This window comes from Micromonospora sp. HNM0581 (assembly GCF_012726175.1).
Taxonomy (GTDB): Bacteria; Actinomycetota; Actinomycetes; order Mycobacteriales; family Micromonosporaceae; genus Micromonospora.
The window spans coordinates 13,141-38,045 of the sequence record NZ_JAASAD010000003.1; the positions used below are offsets into that span (position 1 = coordinate 13,141).

Annotated in this window: 27 protein-coding genes and 3 tRNA genes; 18 read left to right on the forward strand and 12 right to left on the reverse strand. The window is 70.7% G+C overall.

Annotated features, from left to right (window positions below):
• The 5 genes from HCA58_RS05365 to HCA58_RS05385 are packed head-to-tail and all read left to right on the forward strand — an operon-like array spanning window position 1 to window position 2,944.
• A complete protein-coding gene (locus HCA58_RS05365; protein ID WP_169596658.1) occupies window positions 1–903 on the forward strand; it encodes a type II secretion system F family protein in 903 nt (300 codons plus the stop codon).
• Complete coding sequence (locus HCA58_RS05370; protein ID WP_169596659.1) at window positions 900–1,763, forward strand: type II secretion system F family protein; 864 nt, start codon at window positions 900–902, stop codon at window positions 1,761–1,763. Before HCA58_RS05365 ends, HCA58_RS05370 begins: the two co-directional genes overlap by 4 nt.
• A gap of 25 nt (window positions 1,764–1,788) precedes the next feature.
• Window positions 1,789–1,992 (forward strand): hypothetical protein, encoded by a 204-nt coding sequence (locus HCA58_RS05375; RefSeq protein WP_169596660.1) that lies wholly within the window; start codon window positions 1,789–1,791, stop codon window positions 1,990–1,992.
• 35 nt (window positions 1,993–2,027) lie between these two features.
• Window positions 2,028–2,438: a TadE family protein gene (locus HCA58_RS05380; RefSeq protein WP_346775879.1), complete on the forward strand. Its 411-nt coding sequence runs from the start codon at window positions 2,028–2,030 to the stop codon at window positions 2,436–2,438.
• Window positions 2,435–2,944: a pilus assembly protein gene (locus HCA58_RS05385; RefSeq protein WP_169596661.1), complete on the forward strand. Its 510-nt coding sequence runs from the start codon at window positions 2,435–2,437 to the stop codon at window positions 2,942–2,944. The genes HCA58_RS05380 and HCA58_RS05385 overlap by 4 nt, the downstream gene beginning before the upstream one ends.
• 95 nt (window positions 2,945–3,039) lie before the next feature.
• Here HCA58_RS05385 and HCA58_RS05390 read toward each other — a convergent pair whose 3' ends face one another.
• The 4 genes from HCA58_RS05390 to HCA58_RS05405 all read right to left on the reverse strand — a co-directional run bounded on the left by HCA58_RS05390 (window position 3,040) and on the right by HCA58_RS05405 (window position 6,792).
• Complete coding sequence (locus HCA58_RS05390) at window positions 3,040–3,567, reverse strand: GNAT family N-acetyltransferase (RefSeq protein WP_169596662.1); 528 nt, start codon at window positions 3,565–3,567, stop codon at window positions 3,040–3,042.
• Between the two features lie 99 nt (window positions 3,568–3,666).
• Window positions 3,667–5,328: a hypothetical protein gene (locus HCA58_RS05395; protein WP_169596974.1), complete on the reverse strand. Its 1,662-nt coding sequence runs from the start codon at window positions 5,326–5,328 to the stop codon at window positions 3,667–3,669.
• Window positions 5,329–5,378: 50 nt separating this feature from the next.
• The gene (locus HCA58_RS05400) at window positions 5,379–5,699 is read right to left on the reverse strand and encodes a helix-turn-helix transcriptional regulator (protein ID WP_169596663.1); all 321 of its coding nucleotides are present in this window, start codon (window positions 5,697–5,699) and stop codon (window positions 5,379–5,381) included.
• Window positions 5,700–5,703: 4 nt separating this feature from the next.
• Window positions 5,704–6,792 (reverse strand): tyrosine-type recombinase/integrase, encoded by a 1,089-nt coding sequence (locus HCA58_RS05405; protein ID WP_169596664.1) that lies wholly within the window; start codon window positions 6,790–6,792, stop codon window positions 5,704–5,706.
• A gap of 173 nt (window positions 6,793–6,965) precedes the next feature.
• On the opposite strand from HCA58_RS05405, the gene HCA58_RS05410 reads away from it, so the two are divergent.
• Both HCA58_RS05410 and HCA58_RS05415 read left to right on the forward strand, forming a co-directional pair.
• Window positions 6,966–7,391 (forward strand): pilus assembly protein TadG-related protein, encoded by a 426-nt coding sequence (locus HCA58_RS05410; protein WP_169596665.1) that lies wholly within the window; start codon window positions 6,966–6,968, stop codon window positions 7,389–7,391.
• Between the two features lie 15 nt (window positions 7,392–7,406).
• Complete coding sequence (locus HCA58_RS05415) at window positions 7,407–8,561, forward strand: LysM domain-containing protein (RefSeq protein WP_169596666.1); 1,155 nt, start codon at window positions 7,407–7,409, stop codon at window positions 8,559–8,561.
• An 88-nt stretch (window positions 8,562–8,649) separates the two neighbouring features.
• On the opposite strand, the gene HCA58_RS05420 is transcribed toward HCA58_RS05415, so the two are convergent.
• The 4 genes from HCA58_RS05420 to HCA58_RS05435 form a co-directional block, all read right to left on the reverse strand.
• Window positions 8,650–9,501: a Rieske 2Fe-2S domain-containing protein gene (locus HCA58_RS05420; RefSeq protein ID WP_169596667.1), complete on the reverse strand. Its 852-nt coding sequence runs from the start codon at window positions 9,499–9,501 to the stop codon at window positions 8,650–8,652.
• A gap of 63 nt (window positions 9,502–9,564) precedes the next feature.
• On the reverse strand, window positions 9,565–11,040 hold the full coding sequence (locus HCA58_RS05425; protein WP_169596668.1) for an FAD-dependent oxidoreductase: 1,476 nt from the start codon (window positions 11,038–11,040) through the stop codon (window positions 9,565–9,567).
• Between the two features lie 96 nt (window positions 11,041–11,136).
• A complete protein-coding gene (locus HCA58_RS05430; RefSeq protein ID WP_169596669.1) occupies window positions 11,137–12,459 on the reverse strand; it encodes a deoxyribodipyrimidine photo-lyase in 1,323 nt (440 codons plus the stop codon).
• Window positions 12,456–13,364, reverse strand: a complete 909-nt coding sequence (locus HCA58_RS05435; RefSeq protein WP_169596670.1) for a phytoene/squalene synthase family protein — start codon at window positions 13,362–13,364, stop codon at window positions 12,456–12,458. Before HCA58_RS05435 ends, HCA58_RS05430 begins: the two co-directional genes overlap by 4 nt.
• Before the next feature lie 64 nt (window positions 13,365–13,428).
• On the opposite strand from HCA58_RS05435, the gene HCA58_RS05440 reads away from it, so the two are divergent.
• From HCA58_RS05440 to HCA58_RS05480, 9 genes are all read left to right on the forward strand, one after another.
• Window positions 13,429–14,583, forward strand: a complete 1,155-nt coding sequence (locus tag HCA58_RS05440) for a polyprenyl synthetase family protein (protein ID WP_169596671.1) — start codon at window positions 13,429–13,431, stop codon at window positions 14,581–14,583.
• 30 nt (window positions 14,584–14,613) lie between these two features.
• Window positions 14,614–16,095, forward strand: a complete 1,482-nt coding sequence (crtI, locus tag HCA58_RS05445; protein ID WP_169596672.1) for a phytoene desaturase family protein — start codon at window positions 14,614–14,616, stop codon at window positions 16,093–16,095.
• A gap of 46 nt (window positions 16,096–16,141) precedes the next feature.
• A complete protein-coding gene (idi, locus tag HCA58_RS05450) occupies window positions 16,142–16,741 on the forward strand; it encodes an isopentenyl-diphosphate Delta-isomerase (RefSeq protein ID WP_169596673.1) in 600 nt (199 codons plus the stop codon).
• A complete protein-coding gene (locus HCA58_RS05455; RefSeq protein WP_169596674.1) occupies window positions 16,731–17,675 on the forward strand; it encodes a MerR family transcriptional regulator in 945 nt (314 codons plus the stop codon). The genes idi and HCA58_RS05455 overlap by 11 nt, the downstream gene beginning before the upstream one ends.
• Window positions 17,676–17,823: 148 nt before the next feature.
• Window positions 17,824–18,609 carry a polysaccharide deacetylase family protein gene (locus HCA58_RS05460; protein WP_169596675.1) on the forward strand — a complete coding sequence of 262 codons (786 nt, stop codon included), beginning with the start codon at window positions 17,824–17,826 and terminating at the stop codon, window positions 18,607–18,609.
• 153 nt (window positions 18,610–18,762) lie between these two features.
• Window positions 18,763–18,835: transfer RNA gene (locus HCA58_RS05465), tRNA-Glu, on the forward strand.
• Between the two features lie 33 nt (window positions 18,836–18,868).
• Window positions 18,869–18,942, forward strand: a tRNA-Asp gene (locus HCA58_RS05470).
• A gap of 102 nt (window positions 18,943–19,044) precedes the next feature.
• Window positions 19,045–19,118: transfer RNA gene (locus HCA58_RS05475), tRNA-Phe, on the forward strand.
• Window positions 19,119–19,350: 232 nt separating this feature from the next.
• Window positions 19,351–19,863, forward strand: coding sequence for an SRPBCC family protein (locus HCA58_RS05480; protein WP_169596676.1), 513 nt, complete (start codon window positions 19,351–19,353; stop codon window positions 19,861–19,863).
• A 33-nt stretch (window positions 19,864–19,896) separates the two neighbouring features.
• On the opposite strand, the gene HCA58_RS05485 is transcribed toward HCA58_RS05480, so the two are convergent.
• Window positions 19,897–20,286 (reverse strand): hypothetical protein, encoded by a 390-nt coding sequence (locus HCA58_RS05485; RefSeq protein ID WP_169596677.1) that lies wholly within the window; start codon window positions 20,284–20,286, stop codon window positions 19,897–19,899.
• 149 nt (window positions 20,287–20,435) lie between these two features.
• Here HCA58_RS05485 and HCA58_RS05490 point away from each other — a divergent pair, with 149 nt between their 5' ends.
• A complete protein-coding gene (locus HCA58_RS05490; RefSeq protein ID WP_169596678.1) occupies window positions 20,436–21,794 on the forward strand; it encodes an ABC transporter substrate-binding protein in 1,359 nt (452 codons plus the stop codon).
• Window positions 21,795–21,850: 56 nt separating this feature from the next.
• Here the strand turns inward: HCA58_RS05490 and HCA58_RS05495 are convergent, their stop codons facing one another.
• Window positions 21,851–22,594: an enoyl-CoA hydratase/isomerase family protein gene (locus HCA58_RS05495; RefSeq protein WP_169596679.1), complete on the reverse strand. Its 744-nt coding sequence runs from the start codon at window positions 22,592–22,594 to the stop codon at window positions 21,851–21,853.
• Window positions 22,591–23,532, reverse strand: a complete 942-nt coding sequence (locus HCA58_RS05500) for a 3-hydroxyacyl-CoA dehydrogenase family protein (RefSeq protein WP_169596680.1) — start codon at window positions 23,530–23,532, stop codon at window positions 22,591–22,593. Before HCA58_RS05500 ends, HCA58_RS05495 begins: the two co-directional genes overlap by 4 nt.
• Window positions 23,533–23,726: 194 nt before the next feature.
• Between HCA58_RS05500 and HCA58_RS05505 the strand changes: the two genes are divergently transcribed.
• Window positions 23,727–24,023, forward strand: coding sequence for a hypothetical protein (locus tag HCA58_RS05505; protein ID WP_169596681.1), 297 nt, complete (start codon window positions 23,727–23,729; stop codon window positions 24,021–24,023).
• A 70-nt stretch (window positions 24,024–24,093) separates the two neighbouring features.
• Here the strand turns inward: HCA58_RS05505 and HCA58_RS05510 are convergent, their stop codons facing one another.
• Window positions 24,094–24,873 (reverse strand): methyltransferase domain-containing protein, encoded by a 780-nt coding sequence (locus HCA58_RS05510; RefSeq protein WP_169596682.1) that lies wholly within the window; start codon window positions 24,871–24,873, stop codon window positions 24,094–24,096.
• Window positions 24,874–24,905: the final 32 nt, after the last annotated feature.

The following is a 24,905-nucleotide window of genomic DNA, read 5'->3' on the forward strand; positions in this document are numbered from 1 at the left end:
ATGCGGACGAACATCGAACTGATCGCCCTGGTCTCCGGTGCGGCCTGCGTCGCCGGTCTGGTCCTGGCGGTCGTCGCACTCGTCGGCACCCGCCGCCCGCCCGGTCGGGCCCCCGGAGCGGGTCCCGGGCTGACCCGGTTCTGGCGCGGCTCCGGCACCACAGCCCGCGAACAACGCACGCATCAGGCCCTGCTCGTCGGCGCGGTGGTCGCCGGAGCGCTGGCCTTCCTGCTGACCGGCCTGCCCGTCGTGGGACTGCTGGTCGCGGTGGCGGTGCCGGGCACGCCTTGGCTGTTCTCGGTCGGCCGCGCCGAGCAGCGGGCCATCGCCCGGATCGAGGCGGTAGGTGAGTGGACCCGCCGGCTCAAGGACGTCTCCGCCACCGGTCAGGGTCTCCAACAGGCGATCATCGGTACGGTCACCACCGCCCCGGAGGAGATCCAGGAGGAGGTACGCCTGCTCGCCGCCCGGCTCCAGGCCGGTTGGCTGGCCCGCTCGGCTCTGCTGGCCTTCGCCGACGAGATCGGTGACCCGGTCTGCGACCAGGTGGTGGCTGCGCTGATCCTGCACCTGAGCGACCGGGGTGAGCGCCTCGGTGACGTACTCGGGTCGATCGCCTCGGCCGCCGCCGCCGAGGTGACGACCCGCCGGGAGATCGAGGCCAAGCGCACCCAGCCCCGCTTCGCGGTCCGCTTCCTCACCGGGATGACCCTGGCCACCATCGCGTACGGGCTGCTCAACCGGGAGTACGTCCAGCCGTACGACACGCCCTTCGGGCAGGTGGTGATGGCGACACTCGGTACCGCCTTCGTGGCGCTGCTCGCCTGGGTGCGTTCGATGAGCCAGCCACCCCGGCCGGCACGCTTCCTGCCGGCACCCGACCCGGGCGAGGTGGTGGCGTGAACCTGCACCTCACCCTCGCGGTCGTCGCCGGCGCCACGGTCGGGTTCGGGACGTTCCTGGTGATCCGCGAGTTGGTGCCGGCGACCCCCGCACTCGGCCCGGCGCTGCGCCGGCTGCACCAGCCGCCGGGAAGCTCCCGTACGGGGCCCGCCGATCGGCGGTTGGACTGGCTCACCGAGTTGTCCCGTTGGCTGCGCCCCCCGCACCGGCAACTGGCCCTGCTGGACCGCACCCCCGAGCAGTACGCGCTGTCGTTGTTGCTGTCCGCCCTGGTCGGGCTCTCCGCTCCGGTGCTACTCAGCGTCACCCTTTTCACCGTCGGCGTCTCGTTGCCGCTGGTCGTGCCGGTGCTGGGCAGCCTCGGTCTGGCCCTGCTCTGCGCGTTCGTGGCACACCGGTCGGTGCTGACCAGGGCGGACGCTGCGCGCGACGAGTTCCGGCAGGCGGTCTGCACCTACCTGGACCTGGTCGCGTTGCAGTTGTCGGCGGCCCACGGCCCGGTGCAGTCGCTGGAGCGGGCTGCGGCGATCTGCGAGGGCTGGGTCTTCGACCGGATTTCCGAGGCGCTGCGGATGGCGCAGATGCAGATGCACTCGCCCTGGGACGAGCTACGTGACCTCGCCGACCGGATCGGCATCCCGGAGCTGGGCGACGTCGGCGCCATCATGCGCTCGTCGGGCAGTGAGGGCGCGCAGGTGCACGAGACGCTGCGCAGCCGGGCCGACTCGTTACGCGACCAGATCCGCACCGACAACCTGGCCCGCGCCGAGGGGGTGACCAGCCGCCTCGACATCCCCGGAGCGTTGCTCGTCTTCGTTCTGCTCGGTTTCGCCATCTACCCGTTTCTGGCCCGCCTCTAGGCCGCCGCCAATTTAAGGAGCCCCGATGTCCGTACTCACCCACCTGCACGTCGCGCTACGGGCGCGGCTGGCCGAGCTGCGTGGCGACCGTGGCGACAGTCCGGTGCCGACCGCCGTCATCATTTTCGGCCTGGTGGCCGTGGCGATGGCGGTGACCGCGGCCGCCCTCGGCGCGGCCAACGACTGGATGGACAACATCCCGACCCACCAGGACCCGGTGGCTGACTGACCGTGGTCCGTCGCTTCTTCGCCGGTAGGTGCCGGGTGGTCGCCGCCACCCGGCACCGCCCGCTGCCCGGCGACGGTGAGCGGGGCGGCAATCCGGTCGAGTTGGCGGTGGCGTTGCCGGCGGTCCTGGTCATGGTGTTCGCCTCGATCCAGGTCGCGGTGGTGTTCGTCGCCCGGTCGACGGCGCTCAACGCGGCGCAGAGCGGGGTCAACGCGGAACGGCTGTACGAGGCCCCGGCGGGAGCCGGAGCGGACCGGGCGGCCGAGTTCCTCGCAGCCGCCGGGGACTGGTTGGTCGACTGGGACACCCCGGGGCCGAGCTGTGCCACCACCGCCACCGATGTGACCTGCACGGTGAGCGGCAAGGCCCTGTCGGTGGTGCCGGGTGTCAGCTTCTCCGTCGAGCAGACGGCGCACGGGACGGTGGAACGGTGGACCGAGCGATGAGCCGAGGTTCCGTCTCGATCGAGGTCGCGGTGTTGGCTCCGGCCTTCGTGGCGATGATGGTGCTCGGTGGGGTCGCCGGGCGTACGGCGGTGGCCAGCGCCGCGTTGGAGGTCGCCGCGCACGACGCGGCGCGGGCGGCGTCGATCTCCCGGGACACCGCCACCGCCCGGCAGGAGGCCGAGGAGGCGGCTCGCCGTCAGCTCGACTGGCGGGGGGTGTCCTGCTCCGGTACCCCGCAGGTGACCTTCCGCGGCTCGGTCGACGGCCGCGCCGCCACGTTCGACCGCGTCTTCGCGAGCGCTGTCGGGCAGAACGCCGCGGTGACCGTCGAGGTCGCCTGCACCGTCTCCTACTCCGACATCAGGCTGCCGGCCCTGACGATGCCGGACGGCCAACGGGTCACCGCGTCGTTCACGTCACCACTCGACCGCTACCGGAGCAGAGCTCTCGGGTTCGGGATTACTGAAGCAGGTTCTGCGGCGAACCCGAGTGCAGGTGGTGTGTGATGAGTGTAGCGATTGCGTTGGGTTCTCGAACCTTGTACTGGTCGCGTTGCTGGTCGACGGTGACACCAGCTGGGGCGGCGCAGTTTGGACGTCGGCTAGTCGCGCGGGATGGTCAGGAGAAGCCGGAGGAAGTGGGTATTGGCGGGGCCGGGCCGACGGTGGCCGTCTGGCTGCCATCCGTGGCTGGCGTAGAAGGTTCGGGCTCGGTGGTTGCCGTCCCAGACTTCGAGGCGGGCGGTGTGAATGTCGTTTGCTTGCCAGAGCTGGACGCTTTGGGTGAGCAACTGGGTGCCGATGCCTTGCCGCCAGTGATGGGGCCTGACGTAGAGACCGATGAGTTGGGCCACGGTGGCTGGGTCGGCGTCGATGACGGGTTCGAATGGTGGGCCGAGGGAGGCGAAGGCGACTACCTCCTCGTTGTGTTCGGCGCAGAGCAGGGTGCGTTCGGGAGAGCTGATGGTCTTGGTGTAGGCGTGGCGGGCCTCGGCGGGCCAGTTCGGGTCATCGAGGGTCTCGTCGGGTATCGCGCCACGGTAGTAGGTGTCGCGTGCCTGTCGGTGAATGTCGACGAGGACGTCGATATCACGGTCGGTGGCGAGGCGGATGCCCGACTGGGTGATCATTCGACTAATCGTGGCAGACCAGTTCAACTTGCGTCTATGAGCCTCGGCGCTGTTGCTTGGCCATCGAGCGGACCGTTCGTGCTTTGGCCGCCGGTGCCGTTACTTCTGATCTGCATGCTTGACGAGATCACGATGGTCAACGGTGGCGGTGTAGCGGGTGCTGGCTTGCACCGAGAGGCCGAACAGGTCGACGAGGCGGCGGACGTCGCCGTCGGTGGCGTGGGCTTCGTTGAGGATGCGGTCTTCGCGTATCGCGGTGCCGGACAGGCCTTCGCCGGTGACGAGCCAGATCCAGCGTTGGCCGACTGCCGCGTCTGGCCGGCAGGCGGTGCGGTAGTGCAGGAAGAAGTGGTCGTTGAGGGTGTTGGGCCAGCGGGTGTCGCGGTAGTCGAGCCAGCGCTTGAGGCGGATCAGTACCGGTTCGGCGAGGACGATGATGCGGCCGTCGATGTGCAGGCGCCCGTCGCGCAGGTCGGTGGTCCTCATTCGGCGGATGTGTCCGGGGCGCAGGCCGTGGAAGGCGATCAGGGCGACGACGGCGGCGCGGGCGACGTTGCTGGAGTTGAGGGCCTGGCGGATGGCGTTGAGGTCGACCGGGACGGGTTGACGGGCTTCGTGTTCGCCGGTCTTGACCCGGCGGGTCGGGTCGGCGAAGAGGACCTTGTGCTCCTTGAGCACTCGGAAGATCGACTTGAGCCCTTGGCCGGCGGTCGATCGGGCGTTCCCGGATGCGGGCAGGGCGTCGAGCACGTCGTCCTTGGTGATCTCTCGGAGGGTTGTGCGTCCGTTGGCTGTCCAGGCGCAAAGGGCGGGCAGGGCCCATCGAGTGTGCAGGCGGATGGTGGTCTCCGAGCGTGGCCGCCGGCGCGGGCTGGTGGAGCGGCCGTGCCGCATAACCTCGAACCAGGTGAGCAGCTCGGTGGTCATCTGCTGGGGCAGGCCCGTGATCTGGCTGTGGAACCATGTGTCGATCGCCGACGGCCGGTCGTCGATGAGCAGGCCGACGTCGGCGAGGACTTCCAGGACCGTCCAGGTGCGCAGGCCGGCGGCGCGCAGTTGGAGGACATCGGTGGCGTTGATGGGAGCGCCGGGGGTGTCCTGCAGACCGAGCAGGATGCGCACGCCCCAGCGGGCCTCATCGGTGTGCTTCTTGCCCCAACGTCGGGCGGCGGCGTAGGCGCGGGTATGCCGGTCGAGACTGTCCGCGAGAGCCTGGTCGGGAGGGGCCGGCATCGCCGCGCGACCGCAGGCGGCCAGGTTGCGCTGCGTGGGGAACAGCAGCAGTTGCTGGTGCTGGACAGGGGGCCGCAGCGGCTGGTGGGGCTCGACCGATGGTGGCCTGGGCTGGAAGCGGCTTCCGTCGGAGAACATGTTGGCCAGGAACAGCTGCTGCCCGTTGCGGTTGGCGGCGATGACGTCGAGCTTGTCCCGGCCGGTGCGGACCAGGGTGGCCTGCTTGCGGCAGAGCCGGCAGACGCCTTCGGCGCCGAGAGCGACCTCCCGGCCGCAGGTGAGGCAGTCGCCCACCGTCTCATACTTGGCACGCCAGGTGTTGCAGCCGTGGCAGCGCCAGCTGTGCAGGCGAGTCACACCCCACGCGTAGCAGTCGCGGCAGGACTCGACCGGCGGGGTGGCGTAGGGGTGGCAGCGGGCGCACAGCCCGGCGGCGAAGTAGCCGTGGCGGGAGCCGCAGCGCAGGCATGGCGGTGGAATGACCGGACCACCCGGCCAACAGGCGAAGCAGAAGTCGACCTGCGGCATGGCCACCGGGGCGATGCGGCAGGCGGTGCACCGCCGCAGCCGCGACCTCCTCATACCGGCGGCGCCGACCGGGTCCGGCCCAGCCGCGGCGCGATCGGCGTGGCGGCCTCGCCGCTGGCGACGGCTGCCTTCACGGGACGGCGTGCGGCGACCTTGTCCGCCTCGCAGATAAGCAGGTCGGTGGGCGTGCAGTCCAGCACCGCGCAGATCAGCTCGAGGTCGTCGAGGCGGATCGTGGTCGGCGTACCGGTCCACAACGCCGACATCTTCCCGGCGCTGACATCAAGTCCGGCGTCGGCCAGCATGCGCCGCAGCTCGGTGGACTTCCAGATACCGCGCTCGGCTGCCTTCATCCGCAGGTTCCACCGCATCGGATCAACCCCCCGTCGTCTCACTCAGACGTGCCGCCACCCGTTCGTTGGCCTTGACCCAGGCATGTTCGATGTGCTGGTCGTGCACGTGGATGTAGCCGGTGGTCGTCTGCAGCCACGAATGCCCGAGCAGTTCCTGGATCGCTTTCAAGTCGACGCCTCGCGCATACATGGACGACGCGCAGTAGTGGCGCAGGACGTGCGGGGTCAGTCGGCTCTGCCATCTAGGCAGCCACCTTCCCACCGCTGCGGCCAGGCCGTTGCGCAGGGCATTGGCGCCGATGCGTTCGCATCGGCCGTTGACCGGGTCGCGACGTTCGCTGGGCAGCAGCGGCGCGTGCGGATCCTCCCAGTCGTGGCCGTACTGGTGACGCACGTCAACCAACCACCACTGCAGCAGCTCGCTGACCGCGTTGATCCCGGGCACCATGCGCGCCTTCGGCCCGCGGCGGTGGCTGCCCTTGCCGAACCGCACGTGCAGCTTGCCCAGCTCGCCCAGGTCCGGCCGCCAGTCGCGGATGTCCAGCATCGCGGTCTCGGTGATCCGCAATCCGGCGCGACGCCACAGCGACGCCGCCACGTAGTCCCGGGCGGCCGGAAGGTACTTCCTGGCATGCGGCAGAGCCTCACGCCACGCGCCGAACAACGTATCCACGTCGCCGTCGGACGGTGGCACCCGGGCGTTCGCGGTGTAGGGCTTGGGCGGCCGGTTGTACTCGTCGATCGGCTGCACCAGCACCTGACCGGTCAGGGCATGGATGTCGCCCTGGTAGCGCGTCAGCAGGAAGTCGAAGAACTGCGCGAGAACCAGTGCCTTGTCCGCCACCGTCGACGCAGCCAGCCCTCGGTCCTTGCGCAGGTGCACCAGGTACCGGTCGGCGTCACCGGGCTGGCACATCCACACCGGCTCACCGAGGAAGCGAACGAACTCGAACAGCACGTACCGCTCCTTGCGGATCTGCCCGTCGGTGATTCCCGAGGCCGCCGACGCCAGGGCGTACTGATCGACCAACTCCTGCTCGAAGTCCTCCAGCTCCGCCGCCGTACGCAGCCGACGCGGCGAGTCGATGGACCTCACTACCGCCAGGGCCATGTCCGCCTCACTTCAGGAATTACTCGCCGACGCTTACAAGACCGACAACGAGTCAGCAATCCCGAAGTTCCGTCGAAGCTTCGATCGATGCTCGGGCGACCCTTATGACCAGGGCTTTCGATAGCTCAAGACAATCCGGCAAGGAAGAAACTCGTGACAGTTCCGACACGGGGATGACGGCCGGGCGCGGCGACGAAGGGCGGGTGAGCATCTTCCTCGCCGTGGCCCTGATCGGGGTACTCGCCATCATCGGCATGGCGTTCGACGGCGCGGGTCAGCTCAGGACGCTGCAACGCGCCGAGAACCTGGCCGCCGAGGCGGCCCGCGCCGGTGGCCAGGCGATCGACCTGGCCACCGCCATCGAGGGCCTCCCCAAACGGATCGACCAGGGCGAGGCCCGCCGTGCCGTCCGGAACTACCTCGCCAGCGCCGGGGCCAGCGGCTACACCGTGACGTTCCCGGTGGTCGACGGTGAAACCCTGATCCGGGTACGCGTCCAGGTCACCTACGACCGGGCGGCGCTCGGCCTGTTCGGCTTCTCCAACACCGTCACCGTTTCCGGTGAGGCGACCGCACGGGCGCTGACCGGGGTCCCCTAGGGAAGGAAGGTAGCCATGGCCGCATCGAGTGGTACCGCGGTGAGACGGGCCGGTCGGGTGCTTACCGGCTTCGGTGCGCTGGTCGTGCTCGTCGGTCTGCTTGTCGGCGGTCCGATCGCACTGCTGGCTTTCGCCGGCAATCCGCTCCCCGACCACGTACCCACACTCACGGAGATCGGCACCACGCTCACCAGCCGCGACGACGGGCAGCTCTTCCTGCGGGCGCTGGCGATGGCCGGCTGGTTCGGCTGGGCCAGTTTCGCCCTCTCGGTGCTCGTGGAGTTGGGCGCGCAGGCGTTCGACCGGCCCGCTCCCCGGCTGCCGGGGATGGGCCGGCAACAGCGGGCCGCCGCCGCGCTGGTCGGGTCGGTCGCGCTGATCCTCGCCGCCAGTCCCGCCGCCACGGCCGCCACCACCGCGTACGCCACGGGGTACCCGGGTCCGGCAGCGCCCGCCGCGGTCACGTCGTCGCCCGGGGTGGTGGCCAGTTCGGGGACGGTGGTCGGCTCGACGGCCGGCGCGCGGGCGGACCTGGCTGGTGCCTCGGTCACGGCCCCCGTGTACCGGGTCGCGAAGGGCGACTACCTGGGCCGGGTCGCCGAGCGATACCTCGACGACTTCGACGACTATCACCGGTTGGCGGCACTCAACAAGCTACGGGACGCGGACCGTATCCGCCCCGGCCAGCTCATCAAGCTTCCCGAGAAGGCACACGACCAGGGTTCCCGACCGCACGCCACCGGCCGGCTGGTCGCACCGAAGACCCGGCCCGTTCCCGGGCCGGAGCACGATGGGCCGACCCGCCCGGCACCGGCCAGCCCCAGCATCCCGGTGGAGCAGCCCGACGCGCCGGTGGAGCAGCCCGGCGACCTGGCGGAGCGCCCGGGATCCGCCACGATGCCACCCGAAGGACCGCACCCGGGGCCGCCGCCGGGCGAGACGACCGAGGGTCACGCACCGGTGGTGACGGTGGGCGCGGCCAGGGCCGGCGAGCCCGACCGGGTGAACCGTCCCCTCGCCGTGTCCGCGGTGCTGGCCGCGGCCAGCATCGTCGGCGCACAGATCGGTGCGGTCCTCGGCCTACGTCGCCGGACGGCCACCTCCGGTCACCCCACGTCCGTCGCTGCTGCTCCTCGCGAACTGCCCGTGGGCCGGCACCGCAGAGACTGATGAACCCGGGTCGGCGTGTGGGGTTCGGTTGGTGTGGCGGTGGCGGCTGGGGTGCCGCTACCGCCACAGCAGATCGGGTCTCCGCCGCTCAGGGCAGTCGGGCTTCGAGGCGTCCGTCGACGATCCGGGTGGGCAGGACCTGCTGATCGTTCGGGGACGGGCCGCGCACCGCCTCGCCGCCGTTGAGTCGGAAGGTGCTGCCGTGCCACGGGCAGACGACGCACGCGTGCCCGTCCACCTCGCGTACCTCGCCCTCACCGAGTGGTCCGCTCTGGTGGGGGCAACGCTCGAGCATGACGGTCACGTCGTCACCGTGCCGGTAGAGGATCACCGACACGTCGTCGACCTTGCGGGTGAGGAGTTGCCGCTGCGGCAGGTTGGTCATCTCCGCCACCGGGTGCCAGCCGTCGCTGATCAGGTGCAGGTCGGAGACGCTCACGTTCACCTGGGCGCCCTGCTTGTAGGCGAGATGTCCACCGAGGTACGCCCCGGCGCCGACGGCGCTGAGACCGAGCCAGCCGAGGGTACGCCCGAGGCGGTGCCGGTCCGACAGGCGAGCCGCCAGCGAGGCACCGTACAGCGCCAGCCCGACGGAGTTCGATGCGGCGTGCACCAGGCCGACCCGACGCTGGTCGCGGGCGAGCCCCGCCCAGTCGTTGAGCCCGGCGACCGCAGCCGGGAGCGCGCTGAGCGTGCCGACTGCGGTCAGGGTGGTGGCCGCCTTCCGCTGACCGGGCATCAGGTCCAGCACGGCCGCGCTGATCCACGCGCCCACTGGCAGCTGCACCATCGCCGGGTGCAACGGATGGCCCAGCCACACCCCGTGGAGCAGGTCACGGACCCGCTGTGGACGCAGCACGTTCTGCACCGTCTGCTGTAACCGGTCACCGAACCGGTCCAGGCCGGAGGCTCGTTCGATTTTCGTCAGCAACGCTCGCACGGGGAAGGACTTCCCGTCGTACGCCGTCGTAAACGGGTCGTCGGGGACGAACAGCCCGGGTGGTCAACTCAGGTTGCGCAGCGCGTCGGAGATCGCCCGGTGGAAAGTCGGGTACGCGTAGATCATGTGTCGGAGCTGACTCAGCGGTACGGCCGCGTGCACCGCCACGACCAGGCCGGAGAGCACCTCCCCGCCGGCCGGGCCGGCGGAGGTGGCCCCGATCAGCACTCCCTGGTCGGCGTCGGCGACGAGCTTGATGAAGCCGTCCTCGTCGGTCTTGTGTATCCAGCCACGGGCCGAGGACGCCAGCCGGGTGAAGCCGACCTGCACGTTGATGCCACGTTCGCGGGCCTGCTGCTCGGTGAGGCCGACCGCGCCGATTTCCGGATCGGTGAAGGTGACCCGGGGCAACGCCCGGTAGTCGGCGCGGGGCACCGATCCCGCCGAGCCGCTCGATCCGGTGGCGGCCAGCGAGCTGGCCGCGCCGACCGCGCCACCGACGACGCTTGCGGTACCGCTCGGGTCGGCGCCGCCCTGTGACCTCCGCACGTGGTCGAGCATGTCGGCGACCACGATGGACGCCTGGTACACGGCGATGTGCGTGAAGGCGCCCTCGCCGGTCACGTCGCCGACCGCCCAGATCCCCTCGGTGACGTGCAGCCGGTCGTCCACCGGCAGGTACCGCCCGTCCGCGTCGACGCCCACCGTGTCCAGCCCCAGTTCGTCAAGGTGTGCCCGGCGGCCGGTCACCACGAGCAGCCGCTCGGCGGTGAACTCCGCACCGTCGGTGCCGCGCAGGGTGAAGCCCTCGCTGCCGTGCTCGACCCGGGCTGCCTTGACCCCGGTGTGGATCGCCACCCCGTCGGCTCGCAGCGCGGCCGCCGCCGCCTCGGACGCCTCGGGCTCCTCGACGGCGAGTACCCGGTCGAGTGCCTCGACCAGGGTGACCCGTACGCCGAAGCGGGCGAACACCTGGGCCAGTTCCAGCCCGATCGCGCCACCGCCCAGCACGAGCAGGGTCCCGGGCAGCTCCTCGACCTCGATGGCCTCGTGGTTGGTCCAGTACGGGGTTTGGGTCAGCCCTTCGACCGGCGGCACCGACGGGCGGGTGCCGGTGCCCAGCACGATGCCGTGGCGGGCTTGGAAGACCTGTTCACCGACCCGTACCCGGCCCGGACCGTCGATCCGGCCACTACCGCGGACGAATCGTCCGCCCTTGTCGGTGAACCGCTGCACCGCCACCCGGTCGTCCCACTCGTCGGTGGCCTCTTCGCGGATCCGCTTCGCCACCGGTGCCCAGTCCGGGGTGACAGTGACGGTGCCGCCGAGGCCATCGAGCCGGCGGGCCTCGGCGACCGCGTTCGCCGCCCGGATCATCATTTTGCTCGGCACGCATCCCCAGTACGGGCATTCGCCGCCGACCAGGTCACGTTCCACGCCGACCACGGTCAGCCCGGCCTCCGCGAGCCGGCCGGCGACCTCTTCCCCGCCGACTCCGAGTCCGAGCACCACCACGTCAACAGTTTCCGGCTCCGCCATGCCGTCAGCATCGCGCACCAGTCCGCCGCCGACCACCCGGCCACGCCGGACTGGGGCACCCGGACCGGGTGTGGCTGCCGGACGTCAGGGGGTCGGTCAGCGTAGCCAGACCGGGGTGTCGCCGGGTGGTTCCAGCGGCGGCGGGTAGTCGAGGGTGCGGCGCGGCCCTGCCGACAGCCGCCACGGCTGGTGCACCGCCTTGCCGGCCACCGACGCCAGCTCGGGCACCCACCGCCGCACGTACGCGCCGTCGGGGTCGTACCGTTCGGCCTGCCGGACCGGGTTGAATCCCCGGTACGGTTTGGTGTCGTTGCCGGTGCCGGCGACCCACTGCCAGTTGCCCGAGTTGTCGGCGATGTCGCCGTCGAGCAGCCACCGGAAGTAGACCGCCTGCCCGTCCCGCCAGTCCAGTCCGAGCGTCTTGGTGAGGTAACCGGCGGTGATCAGTCGGGCCCGGTTGTGCAGCCACCCCTGAGCCCGTAGTTGACGCATGCCGGCGTCCACCACGGGCAGGCCGGTGCGCCCCTGTGTCCAGGCGTCGAGGGCCTGCTCGTCGTAGCGCCACTGCTCGGTCGCCCCGCGGCGGTACGCCTCGCGGGGCAGGTCGGGAAAGGCCGCCGTCACCTGGTGGTAGAAGTCCCGCCAGCACAGTTGACGGACGAACGGCGACTGCGGATCGTCGATCGCGTTGGCCACGGTCAGCGGTGACACGCATCCGAACCGCAGGTAGGGACTGAGCCGGGAGGTGGCGTCGCCGGCCATGTCGTCGTGCCGGTCGCCGTAGCCCGGGACGTCGGGCAGCCAACGCGTCAGCCGTCCGCGTGCCTCGTCCTCTCCACCGGTGACCGCGTCCGGTGAGTCTCCCGGCGGCAGTGCCGGGAGCCGCCCGACCGGCACACCGGCCGGCAACGTCACGGTTGCCGGTGCCGACAGTTCCTCCCGCCACTGCCGCGTGCTCCACACCCGGTGGTACGGGCTGAAAACCCGGTAGTGGTCGCCACCGGCCGGGGTCAGTTCCCCGGGCTCGACCACGGTCAGGCCGGGGAAGAACTTCAAGTTCAGCCGGTGGGTGTCGCATTCGGCACGCAGGCGTCGCGCCCGGCGGGCCGCGTACCGGGAGACGTCGGCGGAGAGCGCGACGGCTTCGGCGCCCACCTCACCGGCCAACCGGATCGTTTCGTGCACCGGATCGCCGTGCCGCAGCACCAGGTCGCCGCCGAGACTCCGCAGCGCCTCGCGGAGTGCGGCGAGACTCTGGTGCAGGAATCGGGTGCGGTTCGGTGACAGTTCCGCGAGTGTGGGGTCCAGCACGTACAGCGGCACCACGCGGTCGAAGGCCACGCAGCTGGTGGCCAGTGCCGGATGGTCGTGCACCCGCAGGTCGCGGGTGAACAGCACGACGGCGGTACGTCCGCTCACCGGGCTGGTCCGGGTATGGCTACCGGGCTGCCGGCGGGGGTGAGCAGGGCCCGGCTGGCCACCCCCAGCCGGCGCCGCTGCGGCACCGTGGCCCGGCGGACGAAGACGTCGTAGTCCTGGGCGGCGACCTCGTCGAGGATCCCGCCGTAGAGCAGGTATGCGGTGCGGATGCAGGCCTGCGAGGCGCCGTCGAGCAGGGTCACCCCGGGCGCGGCGGCCTGGTAGTGCCCCTGGGCGCGGGCGACCTCGTACCGGATCAACTCGCGCACCGGCTCGCTGGCCCGCCCGGCGGCGGCACAGGCCGACAGGTCCTCCCGCGTCACACCGAAGGCGGCCAGGTCCTCGTCGGGCAGGTAGGTCCGTCCCCGGGCCAGGTCCTCGCCGACGTCGCGGATGAAGTTGGTCAGTTGGAACGCGAATCCGAGCTGCCGGGCGGGCTCGCGGGCCTGCGCCGGATCTGTGCTGCCCAGGATGGGCAGCATCATCGTGCCGATGACCGCGGCCGAGCCCTCCATGTAGTCCAGCAGGTGCTCGTAGGTGCGGTACGAGGTGACGGTGAGGTCCATCGCCATGCTCTTGAGGAACGAGGCGAAGTCCTCCCGGTCGAGGTCGAAAACGGCGATGGTGTGCAGCACCGCCGGTAGCAGCGGGTCGGTCACCGGCGCGCCGTGCAGGCCGGCGACGAATCGTCCGCTCCAGTCGTCCAGCCGGGCCGCCCGCTCGGCCGGCGGTAGCGCGTCGGTCTGGTCGACGATCTCGTCGGCGTAGCGGGTGAAACCGTATAAAGCGTGCACATGCCGCCGTTTCCATGCGGGCAGTAGCCGGGTGGCGAGATAGTAGGTGCGGCCATGACGTCTGTGCAGCTCACGGCAGCTGTCGTAGGCAGCGGCGAGATCCAGGTCCACCGGCCCTCCTCTGATTCGACGCACCAATCGACGCAACTTGCGACCTTAGGGTACGCTCAGCGACATGGCCAGCGACGGTCCAACCGGTAACCTCCTTCGCGTGGTGCCTGAGCAACCGGTCGGTGGAGATGACCCGATCGCTGCCGTCCTGGCTGCCTACACGCGCGACATCGTCACGGCCGTCGACGAGACCCTGGCCGACTTCCTCACCAGCGAGATCGACGCGCTGAACAGCATCGACCCGGCGATGGGCGACTTCGCCGCCACCGCCCGAGACTGTGTCCTGGCCGGCGGGAAACGAGTCCGCCCCACGTTCGCCCACTGGGGCTGGCGTGGCGCGGTCGGTGGCGACACACCGGTCGCCCCGGTGCTGCCCGCACTGGCCACCCTGGAGTTGCTGCACGCCTTCGCGCTGGTCCACGACGACGTGATGGACGCCTCCGCCACCCGACGCGGCCGGCCTACCGCGCACGTGGCGGTGGCCACCCAGCACGCCGCAGCCGGCCACACCGGCGACTCCGGTCGCTTCGGCGAGGCCGTCGCCGTGCTCATCGGTGACCTCTGCATGGTCTGGGCCGACCAGTTGCTGGCCCGCACCGACCTGCCGGCGGACCGACTTCTTCAGGTGCGCCGCGGCTACGACCGGATGCGGGTGGAAACCGTCGCCGGGCAGTATCTCGACGTTCTCGGTGAGACGGACCCGCAGAGCTGGTCGGTCGACAGGGCACTGCGTGTGGCCCGCTACAAGACCGCCAGCTACACGGTGCAACGTCCACTGCTCTTCGGTGCCAGCCTGGCCGGCGTCAGCGGGGACGACCCGCTCACCGCCGCGTACACCCGCTACGGCCTCGCCGTCGGCGAGGCATTTCAGCTCTGCGACGACCTGCTCGGTGTCTTCGGTGACCCGACGACCACAGGCAAGCCGGCCGGTGACGACCTGCGTACCGGGAAACCAACGGCGCTGCTCGTCCTCGCCCGGGAACTGGCCACGCCGACACAGCTGCGGGCGCTGGACGGCGCCGACCGCCGCACCGACGGGCCGGAGCTCGCCCGGCTCGCCGAGGTCGTGCTCGACACCGGCGCGGTCCGGCGGATCGAGCGGATGATCGACGAACGGGTCGAGGACGCGCTGGCCGCGCTCGACGCGATCGCCGTCGACGAGACCGCCCGGACCGCACTTGTCGGCCTCGCGACCGCCGCTACCCACCGGCGGGCATGATGGTCTCCCTGCACAGAGAGGTGGTCACCGGTGCGGACCGTTGACGGACGTACTGATCAGGTGGTCGTTGTCGGGGCCGGCCTCGGCGGGCTCGCCTGCGCGCTGCACCTGGCGGGCAGTGGACGCCAGGTGACCGTGCTGGAACGTGAGGCGGTGCCGGGCGGCCGGGCCGGTCGACTCAGCGTCGACGGCTACGAGTTCGACACCGGCCCCACGGTGCTCACCATGCCCGATCTCATCGCCGAGGCACTCGCCGCAGTCGGTGAGGAGCTGACCGACTGGCTCGACCTGGTGCCGCTCGACCCGGCCTACCGCGCCTACTACCCCGACGGTTCCACGCTGGACGTGCTCACCGACACCACCGCGATGGCGGCCGAGATATCCCGGGTCTGCGGCCCCCGGGAGGCCGACGGCTACCTGCGGTTCGTCGACTTCGCCCGGAACCTGTGGCGACTGGAACGGGCCGACTTCATCGAACGCAATCTCGACGCCCCGACCGATCTACTCACCGGCAACCTGCTCAAACTCGTCGCCACCGGCGCCTTCAGGCGGCTGCAAACCAAGATCGACCAGTTCTTCCGTGACCCGCGTACCCGACGGATCTTCTCCTTCCAGGCGATGTACGCCGGACTCGCTCCGCACGACGCACTCGCCATCTACGCGGTCATCGCGTATCTCGACTCGGTGGCCGGGGTCTTCTTCCCACGCGGCGGCATCCACGCGGTCTCCCGAGGGCTGGCCGGCGCCGCCGAGAAGCACGGCGTACGTGTCCGTTACGGCACCACAGTGTCCCGCGTCGAGACGGTGCACGGCCGGGCAACCGGGGTGGTGACCACCGACGGGGAGTTCGTGCCCGCCGACGCGGTGGTGCTCAACCCCGACCTTCCGGTGGCCTACCGAGACCTGCTGCCCCCGACCCGTCAGCGCCGGCTCACCTACTCGCCCTCGTGTGTGGTGCTGCACGTCGGATCGAGCCAGGGCTACAGCCGGATCGCTCACCACAACATCCACTTCGGACGGGCCTGGCAGAGTACCTTCGACGAGGTCATCCGACGCGGACACCTGATGTCCGACCCGTCCCTGCTCGTCACCAATCCGAGCCGGACGGATCCGGCGGTTGCACCCACCGGACGGCACACCTACTACGTGCTGGCCCCGGTACCGAACCTCGACCGGGCACCTTTCGACTGGCGCGGCGACCTCACCGCCCGTTACACCGACCAGCTCGTCAGCACGCTCGAGGAACGCGGCTACGTCGGCTTCGGGGCGGGCGTCGAGGTGCTTCGGGCCATCACCCCGGCGGAATGGGCCGAGCAGGGCATGGCGGCCGGTACGCCGTTCGCCTCCGCGCACACCCTGTTCCAGACTGGCCCGTTCCGGCCGTCGAACCTGCACCGCTCACTGTCTAATGTGGTGTTCGTCGGCTCGGGTACCCAACCTGGTGTCGGCGTGCCGATGGTGCTCATCTCCGGCAAACTCGCCGCCGCCCGGATCACCGGGAAGCTCGGGTGAGCACCCGGAGCGAGGCAGTGCCGAGCTCTGCGCTCACGAACGGAGAATGGCATTGATCCCGCAGTCCCGGGAGAGCCACCTCGTCGAGTTGGTCGACGACACCGGGCGGCCCGTCGGTGAGGCCACGGTGGCCGCCGCCCACCAGCCGCCAGGGCAGCTGCACCGGGCGTTCTCCGTGCTGCTCGTGGCACCGGACGGCCGACTGTTGCTCCAGCGGCGCGCCGCAGCGAAGACCCGCTTTCCGATGCGCTGGGCGAACTCCTGCTGCGGGCATCCCAGACCGGGTGAGACGCTGACCGAGGCCGCCAACCGGCGGCTGTCGGAGGAGCTGGGAGCCGGGCCGGTGTCGCTGCGCGAGATCGGTGTCTACGTGTACCGGGCGGAGGATCCGGCCACCGGTCGGGTCGAGGTCGAATACGACCACGTCCTGTGTGGAGAATTCCACACCGACGGACCACTACGCCCGGAGCCGACCGAGGTGGCGGAGTTGCGCTGGGTCGAGCCGGCCCAGCTCGCCGCCGCGCTGCACCGCGATCCCGACGCCTACGCACCGTGGCTCGGTGGCGTACTGGATCGACTGCTGCAACCGTCGGAGGCGCCCCGGCCGCCGGCCGCCGACGCGCCGGAGCGGTCGGGTGACCGATGAGGCGCTGAGCGCGGGCGTGGTCGCCAAGCGTCTCGGAGTCGCGGTGACCACTCTGCGTACCTGGCATCAGCGGTACGGCCTCGGGCCAAGCGAGCACGTCCCGGGTCACCATCGGCGCTACACGTCGGCCGACCTGGCCCGGCTGGAGGTGATGCGGCGGCTCACCACCGAAGGTGTCAGCCCCGCGGAGGCGGCCCGGTGGGCTCGTCAGTCACCCGGCACCCTCGTGGCACGCGGTGGGCGGCGCAGACGGGACGGCGGCGGTACGACCATCCCGCTCGGTCGGGCCGGACCGGCGGCACGAGGTCTGGCCCGTGCCGCGCTGCGGCTGGACGGGGCGGCCCTCAGCGAGACGATCTCCTGTGCCATCGCCGCCGACGGGGTGATCGCGACCTGGGACCGGCTGCTGTGCCCGCTTCTCGTCGGTATCGGCCAGCGGTACGCCGCCACCGGCGAACTGATCGAGGTCGAGCATCTCGTGTCCCGCTGCGTCTCGGCGGCGTTGGGTGCGGCGGCTTCGAGTGCGGTGGCGTCCACCGGAACCGCTCACGGGCCGTCACGTGTCCTGCTGTCCTGCGCCGACGAGGAACAGCACAGCCTGCCACTGGAAGCGCTTGCCGCAGCGTTGGCCGAGGCCGGCGTAGGCCACCGGATGCTCGGTGCCCGGGTGCCGCCGGCGGCGTTGCTCGCCGCCGTCGACCGGACCGGTCCGGTCGCCGTGGTGCTCTGGTCGCAGACTCGGGCCACCGCCGACCCGGCCCAGCTCACCGCCCTGTTGACCGCTCCGAGCCGACCGGTGCTGGTTATCGCGGCCGGGCCGGGCTGGCCGGCACGGGCCCTGCCGGTCGGGGTGGTCCGGCCAGCCGACCTGACCGAGGCGGTGTCCCTCACCGTCGCCGTGAGCGGCCCACTCGGCCGTCAGGCCGCATCCTGACGGCCGCCGCCCGCCGCCCGTCCCGGCGCCCAGGGTTCCCCTCCCGCACGGAGGGCGTTCACCCGATGACCCGGCATCGGCCAGCTCCGGCCCGGTGAATTAGCGTCGGGGCGTCCGCAGACCCCGATCCCCTCTCGGGAGCGAACGAATGCGTCACCGATCCCTGCTCACATGCCTCACCGGGCTGGCGGTCCTGCTCGCCGCCGGCTGCGGCGGGAGCGGCACCCCGGAGGCCGCCGCCCCGTCCAGCCCGCCTCCCTCAGCCGCCCTGCCGCCGGAGCCGGCCCCGTCGCCCACCCGCGCGGAGCCCCCGAAGCCGAAGCTGAGGCCACTACCGAAGAAGCTGCCGACTGGTCTGGTCCGCACCACCGGCACCGCGAAGGTTGCCCTCACGTTCGACGACGGCCCGGACCCGGCTTGGACGCCGAAGGTGCTCGACCGGTTGAAGGCGGCAAAGGTGCACGCCACTTTCTGCGTGGTGGGTTCGCAGGTACGCAAGCATCCGGCCCTGTTGCAGCGGATCGTGCGGGAGGGGCACCAACTCTGCAACCACAGTTGGAACCACGACATGGATCTGGGTCGGCGTCCGGTTCCCGAGATCCGTGCCGACCTGGTACGCACGAGCCGGGAGATCCGACGGGCCGTACCGGACGCGAAGGTGCCGTTCTACCGCCAGCCCGGGGGTCGGTGGACCACCGAGGTGGTGCAGGTCGCCAAGCAGCTCGACATGCGCTCGCTGCACTGGACCGTCGACCCGCAGGACTGGGCCAAGCCGCCTGCCGCCACCATCGAGAAACGGGTGAAGCGGTCAGCCCGCCCCGGGTCCGTGGTGCTGCTGCACGACGGGGGCGGTGACCGTGCGGCCACCCTCGCGGCGTGCGCGAATCTGATCGCCGACCTCAAGCGCGACCACGGCGTCGCCAGGCTCACCTAGACCCGCCTCGGGCTGGTGTTCCGGTGCCGCTTGTCGCTGCTGCCATACCGGTTTGGTCGACCGGTACGCCATCACGTATGCTTTCGAAGCCTCCGGCGGGGCCGGATGGGAGCAAGTCCGCTCAAGTTGCGAGTGTGCAATGATAGCGGGGCCGCCCTCATCGTCTAGCGGCCCAGGACGCCGCCCTTTCAAGGCGGTAGCACGGGTTCGAATCCCGTTGGGGGCACGGTCCGGCGCAAGCCGGATGCAACACCAGCAAGGTCCTGTGGAGCAGTTGGAGTGCTCGCCGCCCTGTCAAGGCGGAGGTCGCGGGTTCAAGTCCCGTCAGGACCGCAGCGCTGACGCCGCGCACCTTGCGCGGCGTTCTGCGTATCGGGGCATGCGACCCGTCCCAGCGGCGATCCCGCAGGTTGGGTAGCATGAGCCGAGTACCACGGCCAGGTAGCTCAGTTGGTACGAGCGTCCGACTGAAAATCGGAAGGTCGGCGGTTCGACCCCGCCCCTGGCCACATAGCCTTTCGCCGGGCTATTACAACGCCGACCAGCGGAAACGCCGGTCGGCGTTTTGCTGCGCAGGTCCCGGGATTCTCACGCTCCGCCGCCCACCGGTCTTCCACTGCTCAGGTGGCACGGGTTGCGGCATGTCGCTGTCTGTAGGGCGGCCGAGGGCACACCCCGTCGACCCGATCCGCAGTCAAGGAAAGCTGCGCACCGGGGCATGAGCCGGTATGGTCCGGGCCTATGGGACAGGGGATGGCTGATCCTACCGACATCCAGCAGGACCTAGAGCGGTTCGCAGTCCGCAGCACCCTGTCCGTCGCCGCCTCCGCCGAACGGGCGTACGAGGTCTTCACCGGTCGACTCGCCGACTGGTGGGTGATCGAGTACACCTGGTCGGGTCCCGCTCTCCTGGTCGACCTGGGCATGGAGCCCCGCCCCGGTGGGATGCTCTTCGAAGTCGGGCCCTACGGGTTCCGCAACGACTGGGGGCGGGTGCTGACCTGGGACCCGCCCCGCCGTCTGGTGTTCAGCTGGCAGATCGGTGCCGATCGGGTACCGGTACCGGACCCGGCTCAGGCCAGCGAGGTCGAGGTGCTGTTCACCCCCAGCGAATCCGGCACCCTGATCGAGGTGGCGCACCGGCACTTCGACCGGCACGGCACAGCCGCCGAGGGTTACCGGCAGGCCCTGACGGCCGGCTGGCACGAGTTGCTCTCCCGCTACGCCGCGACACTGAGAACTTCACCGCAATGAACGCCGGGCCGGCACGACGGTCGGCACGGAAGGTCAGGCGGCCCGATGCCGCAGCGTCGCCACTGTCGAGCCGGCCAGGGTGAGCAGACAGTCCGGCAGCAACCCGTCGGCGACCGCCGCGCCGAACAGCGCCCGAGCGGTGTCGAGATCGGCGTTCGCGTAAGCGCTGACGAAGCGGGCCACCCACCTGGCGTCGTACCCGGCCTGGTCGATGCCGGGGAAGTCGAGCGCACAGGCCCCCGGCGGCACCGGATCGCCGACCATCGTCGCGGCCAGACACCACGCCACGTCGTACGCGCCGGCCAGACCGGCCCGGTCGACCACCGCGTCGAAGGTCCCTACCACCGCGTCAGGGTTCCCGTCGAGGGCCGAGCTGAGAATGACGGCAGCGTCATCGAACATCTGCTGTGGCGAGTCGGTCACGGACCGCACAGTACGGGTCCCGGTCAAGGAACTGTTGACTACTCTCCGCACATAGCGGAGGCGACCTGCGGATAGACCTGCCTCCACGCTCCCACCGCCTGTCACGGCACGCTAGTCTGCGCAGGACCTTCGCCCGAGGAAGGACGATCATGCACATGTCACGCGGCTCGCGGACGGCCATTCTCGCTGTCTGCGCCACGGTCCTGCTCGCCACCAGCGCCTGTGGGGGAGACCAGCCCGAGGAGTCGACCACCCAACAGGTGCGTCTCTACGGCACGGACGGCAACATGCTCAACTCCTACCCGGAGGCGTTGGAGGATCGTGCCGGCCTGGTCGACGGGATGAAGGGCACCACCCCGCTCACCCCGCTGCCAGACAACTTCAAGAACCGACTACGGTCCGTGGACGCGAGGTTGACGGACTACCTCTACGCCGCCGAGGCGTACGACGCGGTGCTGATCAGCGCACTCGCGGCGCAGCTCGCCGGTTCGACCAACCCCGCGGACATCGCCAAGCAGATCGTGGGCGTCACGAACGGCGGAACCACCTGCACCACGGCGAGTCAGTGCCTCCGGCTGGCCCGGCAGGGCACCGACATCGAGTACCGCAGCGTCTCTATCACCCGGGCCGGTTTCACGGACGCCGGCGAGCCGGCCACCGCCAGTTACGCCACCCTGCACTTCGACGGTCAACAGCTCAACGACGCCAAGACGGAGTTCGTCGGCGCCGGTGACGAGTCGACGGCCAGCCAGAAGTCACCGCCGAGGGCGAAGCGCCAGAACGGCAACTTCGCCGACCCGGCCAGTGGTGCGCCGTTGGTCCTTGGCGGTCTGCTCCCCAAGACCGGCGACCTGGCGCTGGCGAACCCACCGTTGGCGGCGGGTTCGGCCCTGGCACTCAAGGAGATCAACGCAGCCGGCGGGGTACTCGGTGAGGACGTCGTCTGGATCGACGGCGACGACGGCACCAGCCCGACCGTTGCCAAGGCGACCGTGGCCAGCCACATCGACGAAGGCGTACACGTGATCATCGGTGCGGGCGGCTCGGGCATCTCCGCAGCCGTACTGCCCGACGTGGTGGACGCCGGCCTGATCCTCTTCTCTCCCTCGAACACGGCGGCCAGCCTGACCGAGGCCGAGGACGACGGCCTCTACTTCCGCACCGCCCCGCCGGACAGTCTCCAGGGACGGGCGCTTGCCGACGTGATCCTCCGGGACGGCCCGCAGAAGATCGCCATCGTGGCGCGCGAGGACTCCTACGGCAAGGGGCTCCAGGAAGTCGTCCGGGCTGAGCTGGAACGGGCCGGATTCGGCGGCGACAAGGTGAAGCTGCTCGGCTACGAGCCTGGCGAGGACGCCGAGGCCGCCCCGATCGACTTCGGTGCGGGTGCCGAGGAGATCAAGCAGTTCGGTGCCGACGCAGTGCTGATCATCGGCTTCAGCGAGTCTGCCGCGGTGATCCGGGCGCTCGCCGACGCCGACGTACCGCTTGCCGCGTTGCCTTCCTGACCAGCCGACGCCGACGGCCGCACCGCGCCCGGTGCGGCCGTCGCTGTTTTCTGGCGTCAGCGCCCGTGTCGCCGTTCCAGGAACTCCGTCATCCGACGGTGCTTCTCCTCGTCGGTGAAGAGCACCGCCTGACTTACCAGGTCAAGCTGTGGATGCGCGGCGGTCGGGGCGTCGACGGCGATTTTCGTCAGTCGCAGCGCCAACGTCGAACCCTTCGCCATCTCGTCGATCAGACCGTGTGCCGTCGGCAGCAGCTCGGCTGGCGGGTCCACCACCCGGTTCACCAGACCGATCCGTAGCGCCTCCGCCGCGTCCACCCGCCGGCCGGTGAACAACAGCTCCTTGGCCAACGCCTCACCCACCAGCGCCGGCAGCCGGTGGGTGGCTCCGGCACCGGCCAGGATGCCGAGCCGTACCTCCGGCTGGCCGAAGACCGCCCGCGCAGAGCAGACCCGAAGATCGCAGGCGTACGCCAGTTCGGCGCCGCCGCCAAGGGCCGGGCCGTCGATCGCCGCCACGGTCGGCATCGGCAACGCCCGGATCCGGGCGAACGCAGCCGAGTTGATGGCGGCCAGGGCGTCCAGCCGACCCCGCTCCCGCAGCTGGGCGATGTCCGCCCCGCTGGCGAAGATCCCGTCGGTGCCACCGGTCAGCAGCAGCATCCGGGGGTGTGTCTCCAACTCGGCGCAGACCTGGTGCAGGGCCGCTGTCAGGTCGGCGTCGATGGCGTTGCGCTTCTCCGGCCGATCCAGCGTGACCACCAGCCGATCCGGCCGCTCCTCGACCCGCAGTCCACTCATCGTGCCGCCTCCGCCGAGCCCACGCCGTCCGGAACCGATCCGGTGGGAGAGCGCTGGGCGGGGTCGACCGCTTCGCCGTCGTCGGAGCGGACCCCGTCGGTCCACCGGTAGAAGCCGTGCCCGGACTTCTTGCCCAACCGGCCGGCGGCAACCAGCTCCACAAGCAGCGGTGGCGGCGTGAAACGGTCCCCGTACGCGGCCTGCAACGTACGCGCGATGTCCAGGCGAACGTCCAGGCCGACCAGGTCGGTCAGCTCCAGCGGGCCGACCGGGTGCCGGTACCCGAGCACCATCGCCTTGTCGATGTCGGCAGGGCTGGCCACCCCGTCGGCGACCATCCGGATCGCCTCCAGGCCAAGGGTCACGCCGAGCCGTGACGTGGCGAATCCCGGCATGTCGCGTACCACGACGGGGTCCTTGCCCAGCCGGTCGGCGAGGGCCACGGCCGCGTCGGTGGTCTCCGCCGCGGTCGCCGGTCCCACCACGATCTCCAGCAGGGCCATCGCCCAGACCGGGTTGAAGAAGTGCAGCCCGCAGAACCGCTCCGGCCGGGTCAGCCCCGCCGCGAGATCGGCGATCGGGATGCTCGAGGTGTTACTGCCCAGCAGGGCAGGGCGCAACGCCTCCGCCTCGGCGAGCACAGCCCGCTTGAGGTCGGCCCGTTCCGGTACCGCCTCCACGATCACGTCCGGTGCCGGGGCGACCTCGGCGAGCCCAGTCCGGAGGGTGACCCGCCCCCGGTTGTCCTCGGCCTGGCCGGCGCTGAGCCTGCCCCGGCGCACGGCCCGCTGCCAGATTTCGGCGAGTCGCTGTCCGGCGGCCTCGGCGCGCTCCCGGTCCACCTCGACCAGTTCCACGGCAAGGCCACTGCCGGCTGCCACGTACGCGATGCCGAGACCCATCGTGCCGGCACCCACCACCACGAACCGATCAGTCATCGCGACACCACCGCACCGTGAGGATGGGTCACCCGCTGACACTTCCGGCGCGCGGGGTCACCGCCACGCCGGGTGTCGAGCCGTACGCTCCGCTCAGTCATGTTGCGACCCTATGCAGCGCCGGCAGTGACGCCATGCGTGGGGGCGGGCGGGATCGGGTACAGACCGCCGACAACCGAGGGAAGGACGAGCAGATGAGCCAGGCACCGGAGACCGTGGACGCCGCGGGCGCCGAGGGGACCGTCGAGACGCGCGGCGACGAGCGCGTCGAACTGCTACGTGCCGACACCAACAACGACGGTCGTACCGACGTGTGGGTGGTGGACACCGACGGCGACGGCAAGGCCGACCTGTTCCAGTTCGACACCGACGGGGACGGCAAGGTGGACATCACGATGGTCGACATCGACGAGGACGGCCAGCCCGACGAGATCGTCGACGGCGACGGTGGTCTTCCCCCAGAGCAGCTTCCGCCGACCATCCACGTCTGAGGTGCGAGGAAGGGCACCCTGTCGGGAACAGGGGCCCTTCCTGACGCCTCCGTTGCACGCCCTTGCCGCCTCAGCGGTTCAGTTGCAGGGTCGCCAGGTAGTACGGGGCGTCGCGGTTGTCGACGTCGACCAACCGCCAGGGGGAGCCGTGCACCAGCTCGGCGAGTTCCTCAGGTGTACAGACGAGGTAGTCGAACCAGGGCGTACCCAGCTCGCGGTAGCGCAGTCGCAGTCGCAGCTGCCCGCCCAGGCGGCCCCGCCGTCGGTTGTGCTCGTGGTACGTGGTGTGGACCGGGTCCCGGGTGCCGTACGGGTCGGTGCCGTGGGCGATCACCTGCGCGCCGGGGCGGGCCAGGGCTGCCAGCGCGGCGAGGAAGACCGGAGCGCGTTCCCGCCCTTCCATCAGGCCCAGGTTGTTACCGAGGAGCAGGAAGGTGTCGTAGCGCCGCCCACTGACGGCGTGCTCGTCGACGGTGGCGTGCACCAGGTCGTGTACGCCCCGGCGACGGCACACCTGCAACGCACCGGCCGAGGTGTCCAACCCGGTGACCGGTGCGCCCCGCTCCTGCAACAGCAGTGCGATGCGCCCGCCGCCGACTCCCACGTCCAGCGTCGTGCCGCGTACCCGGTCGACAGCACGATGGTCGTGCGGCTGCCATTCCTGCGGTCCGTCGAGGTAGTGGGCGGCCGGTGCGCCGTTGACCAGTCCGTCGTCCCGCTCGATGATCTCGATGACCGGTCGGGGCAGGCGCCCGCCGGCCAGCGGTCGGGGGCCGGTGCCCCTCGCCACGGCAAACGCGTCGCGCAGCAGTTCCCCGAAGACGTCACCGATCCGTGGCTCCCCCGTCACGTACTTCACGCTATCCGACCGGCCGGTCGGTC

Excerpts from the sequence above, each read along its gene's own strand:
- HCA58_RS05495 (WP_169596679.1), bottom strand. The coding sequence starts at position 22,594 with ATGAGTGGACTGCGGGTCGAGGAGCGGCCGGATCGGCTGGTGGTCACG.
- HCA58_RS05440 (WP_169596671.1), top strand. The coding sequence starts at position 13,429 with ATGGCCAGCGACGGTCCAACCGGTAACCTCCTTCGCGTGGTGCCTGAG.
- HCA58_RS05425 (WP_169596668.1), bottom strand. The coding sequence starts at position 11,040 with ATGGCGGAGCCGGAAACTGTTGACGTGGTGGTGCTCGGACTCGGAGTC.
- HCA58_RS05395 (WP_169596974.1), bottom strand. The coding sequence starts at position 5,328 with ATGCCGCAGGTCGACTTCTGCTTCGCCTGTTGGCCGGGTGGTCCGGTC.
- HCA58_RS05390 (WP_169596662.1), bottom strand. The coding sequence starts at position 3,567 with ATGATCACCCAGTCGGGCATCCGCCTCGCCACCGACCGTGATATCGAC.
- idi (WP_169596673.1), top strand. The coding sequence starts at position 16,142 with ATGGCATTGATCCCGCAGTCCCGGGAGAGCCACCTCGTCGAGTTGGTC.
- HCA58_RS05460 (WP_169596675.1), top strand. The coding sequence starts at position 17,824 with ATGCGTCACCGATCCCTGCTCACATGCCTCACCGGGCTGGCGGTCCTG.
- HCA58_RS05410 (WP_169596665.1), top strand. The coding sequence starts at position 6,966 with ATGACGGCCGGGCGCGGCGACGAAGGGCGGGTGAGCATCTTCCTCGCC.
- HCA58_RS05385 (WP_169596661.1), top strand. The coding sequence starts at position 2,435 with ATGAGCCGAGGTTCCGTCTCGATCGAGGTCGCGGTGTTGGCTCCGGCC.
- HCA58_RS05405 (WP_169596664.1), bottom strand. The coding sequence starts at position 6,792 with ATGGCCCTGGCGGTAGTGAGGTCCATCGACTCGCCGCGTCGGCTGCGT.
- HCA58_RS05415 (WP_169596666.1), top strand. The coding sequence starts at position 7,407 with ATGGCCGCATCGAGTGGTACCGCGGTGAGACGGGCCGGTCGGGTGCTT.
- HCA58_RS05505 (WP_169596681.1), top strand. The coding sequence starts at position 23,727 with ATGAGCCAGGCACCGGAGACCGTGGACGCCGCGGGCGCCGAGGGGACC.
- HCA58_RS05365 (WP_169596658.1), top strand. The coding sequence starts at position 1 with ATGCGGACGAACATCGAACTGATCGCCCTGGTCTCCGGTGCGGCCTGC.
- HCA58_RS05400 (WP_169596663.1), bottom strand. The coding sequence starts at position 5,699 with ATGCGGTGGAACCTGCGGATGAAGGCAGCCGAGCGCGGTATCTGGAAG.
- HCA58_RS05500 (WP_169596680.1), bottom strand. The coding sequence starts at position 23,532 with ATGACTGATCGGTTCGTGGTGGTGGGTGCCGGCACGATGGGTCTCGGC.
- HCA58_RS05490 (WP_169596678.1), top strand. The coding sequence starts at position 20,436 with ATGCACATGTCACGCGGCTCGCGGACGGCCATTCTCGCTGTCTGCGCC.
- HCA58_RS05480 (WP_169596676.1), top strand. The coding sequence starts at position 19,351 with ATGGGACAGGGGATGGCTGATCCTACCGACATCCAGCAGGACCTAGAG.
- HCA58_RS05375 (WP_169596660.1), top strand. The coding sequence starts at position 1,789 with ATGTCCGTACTCACCCACCTGCACGTCGCGCTACGGGCGCGGCTGGCC.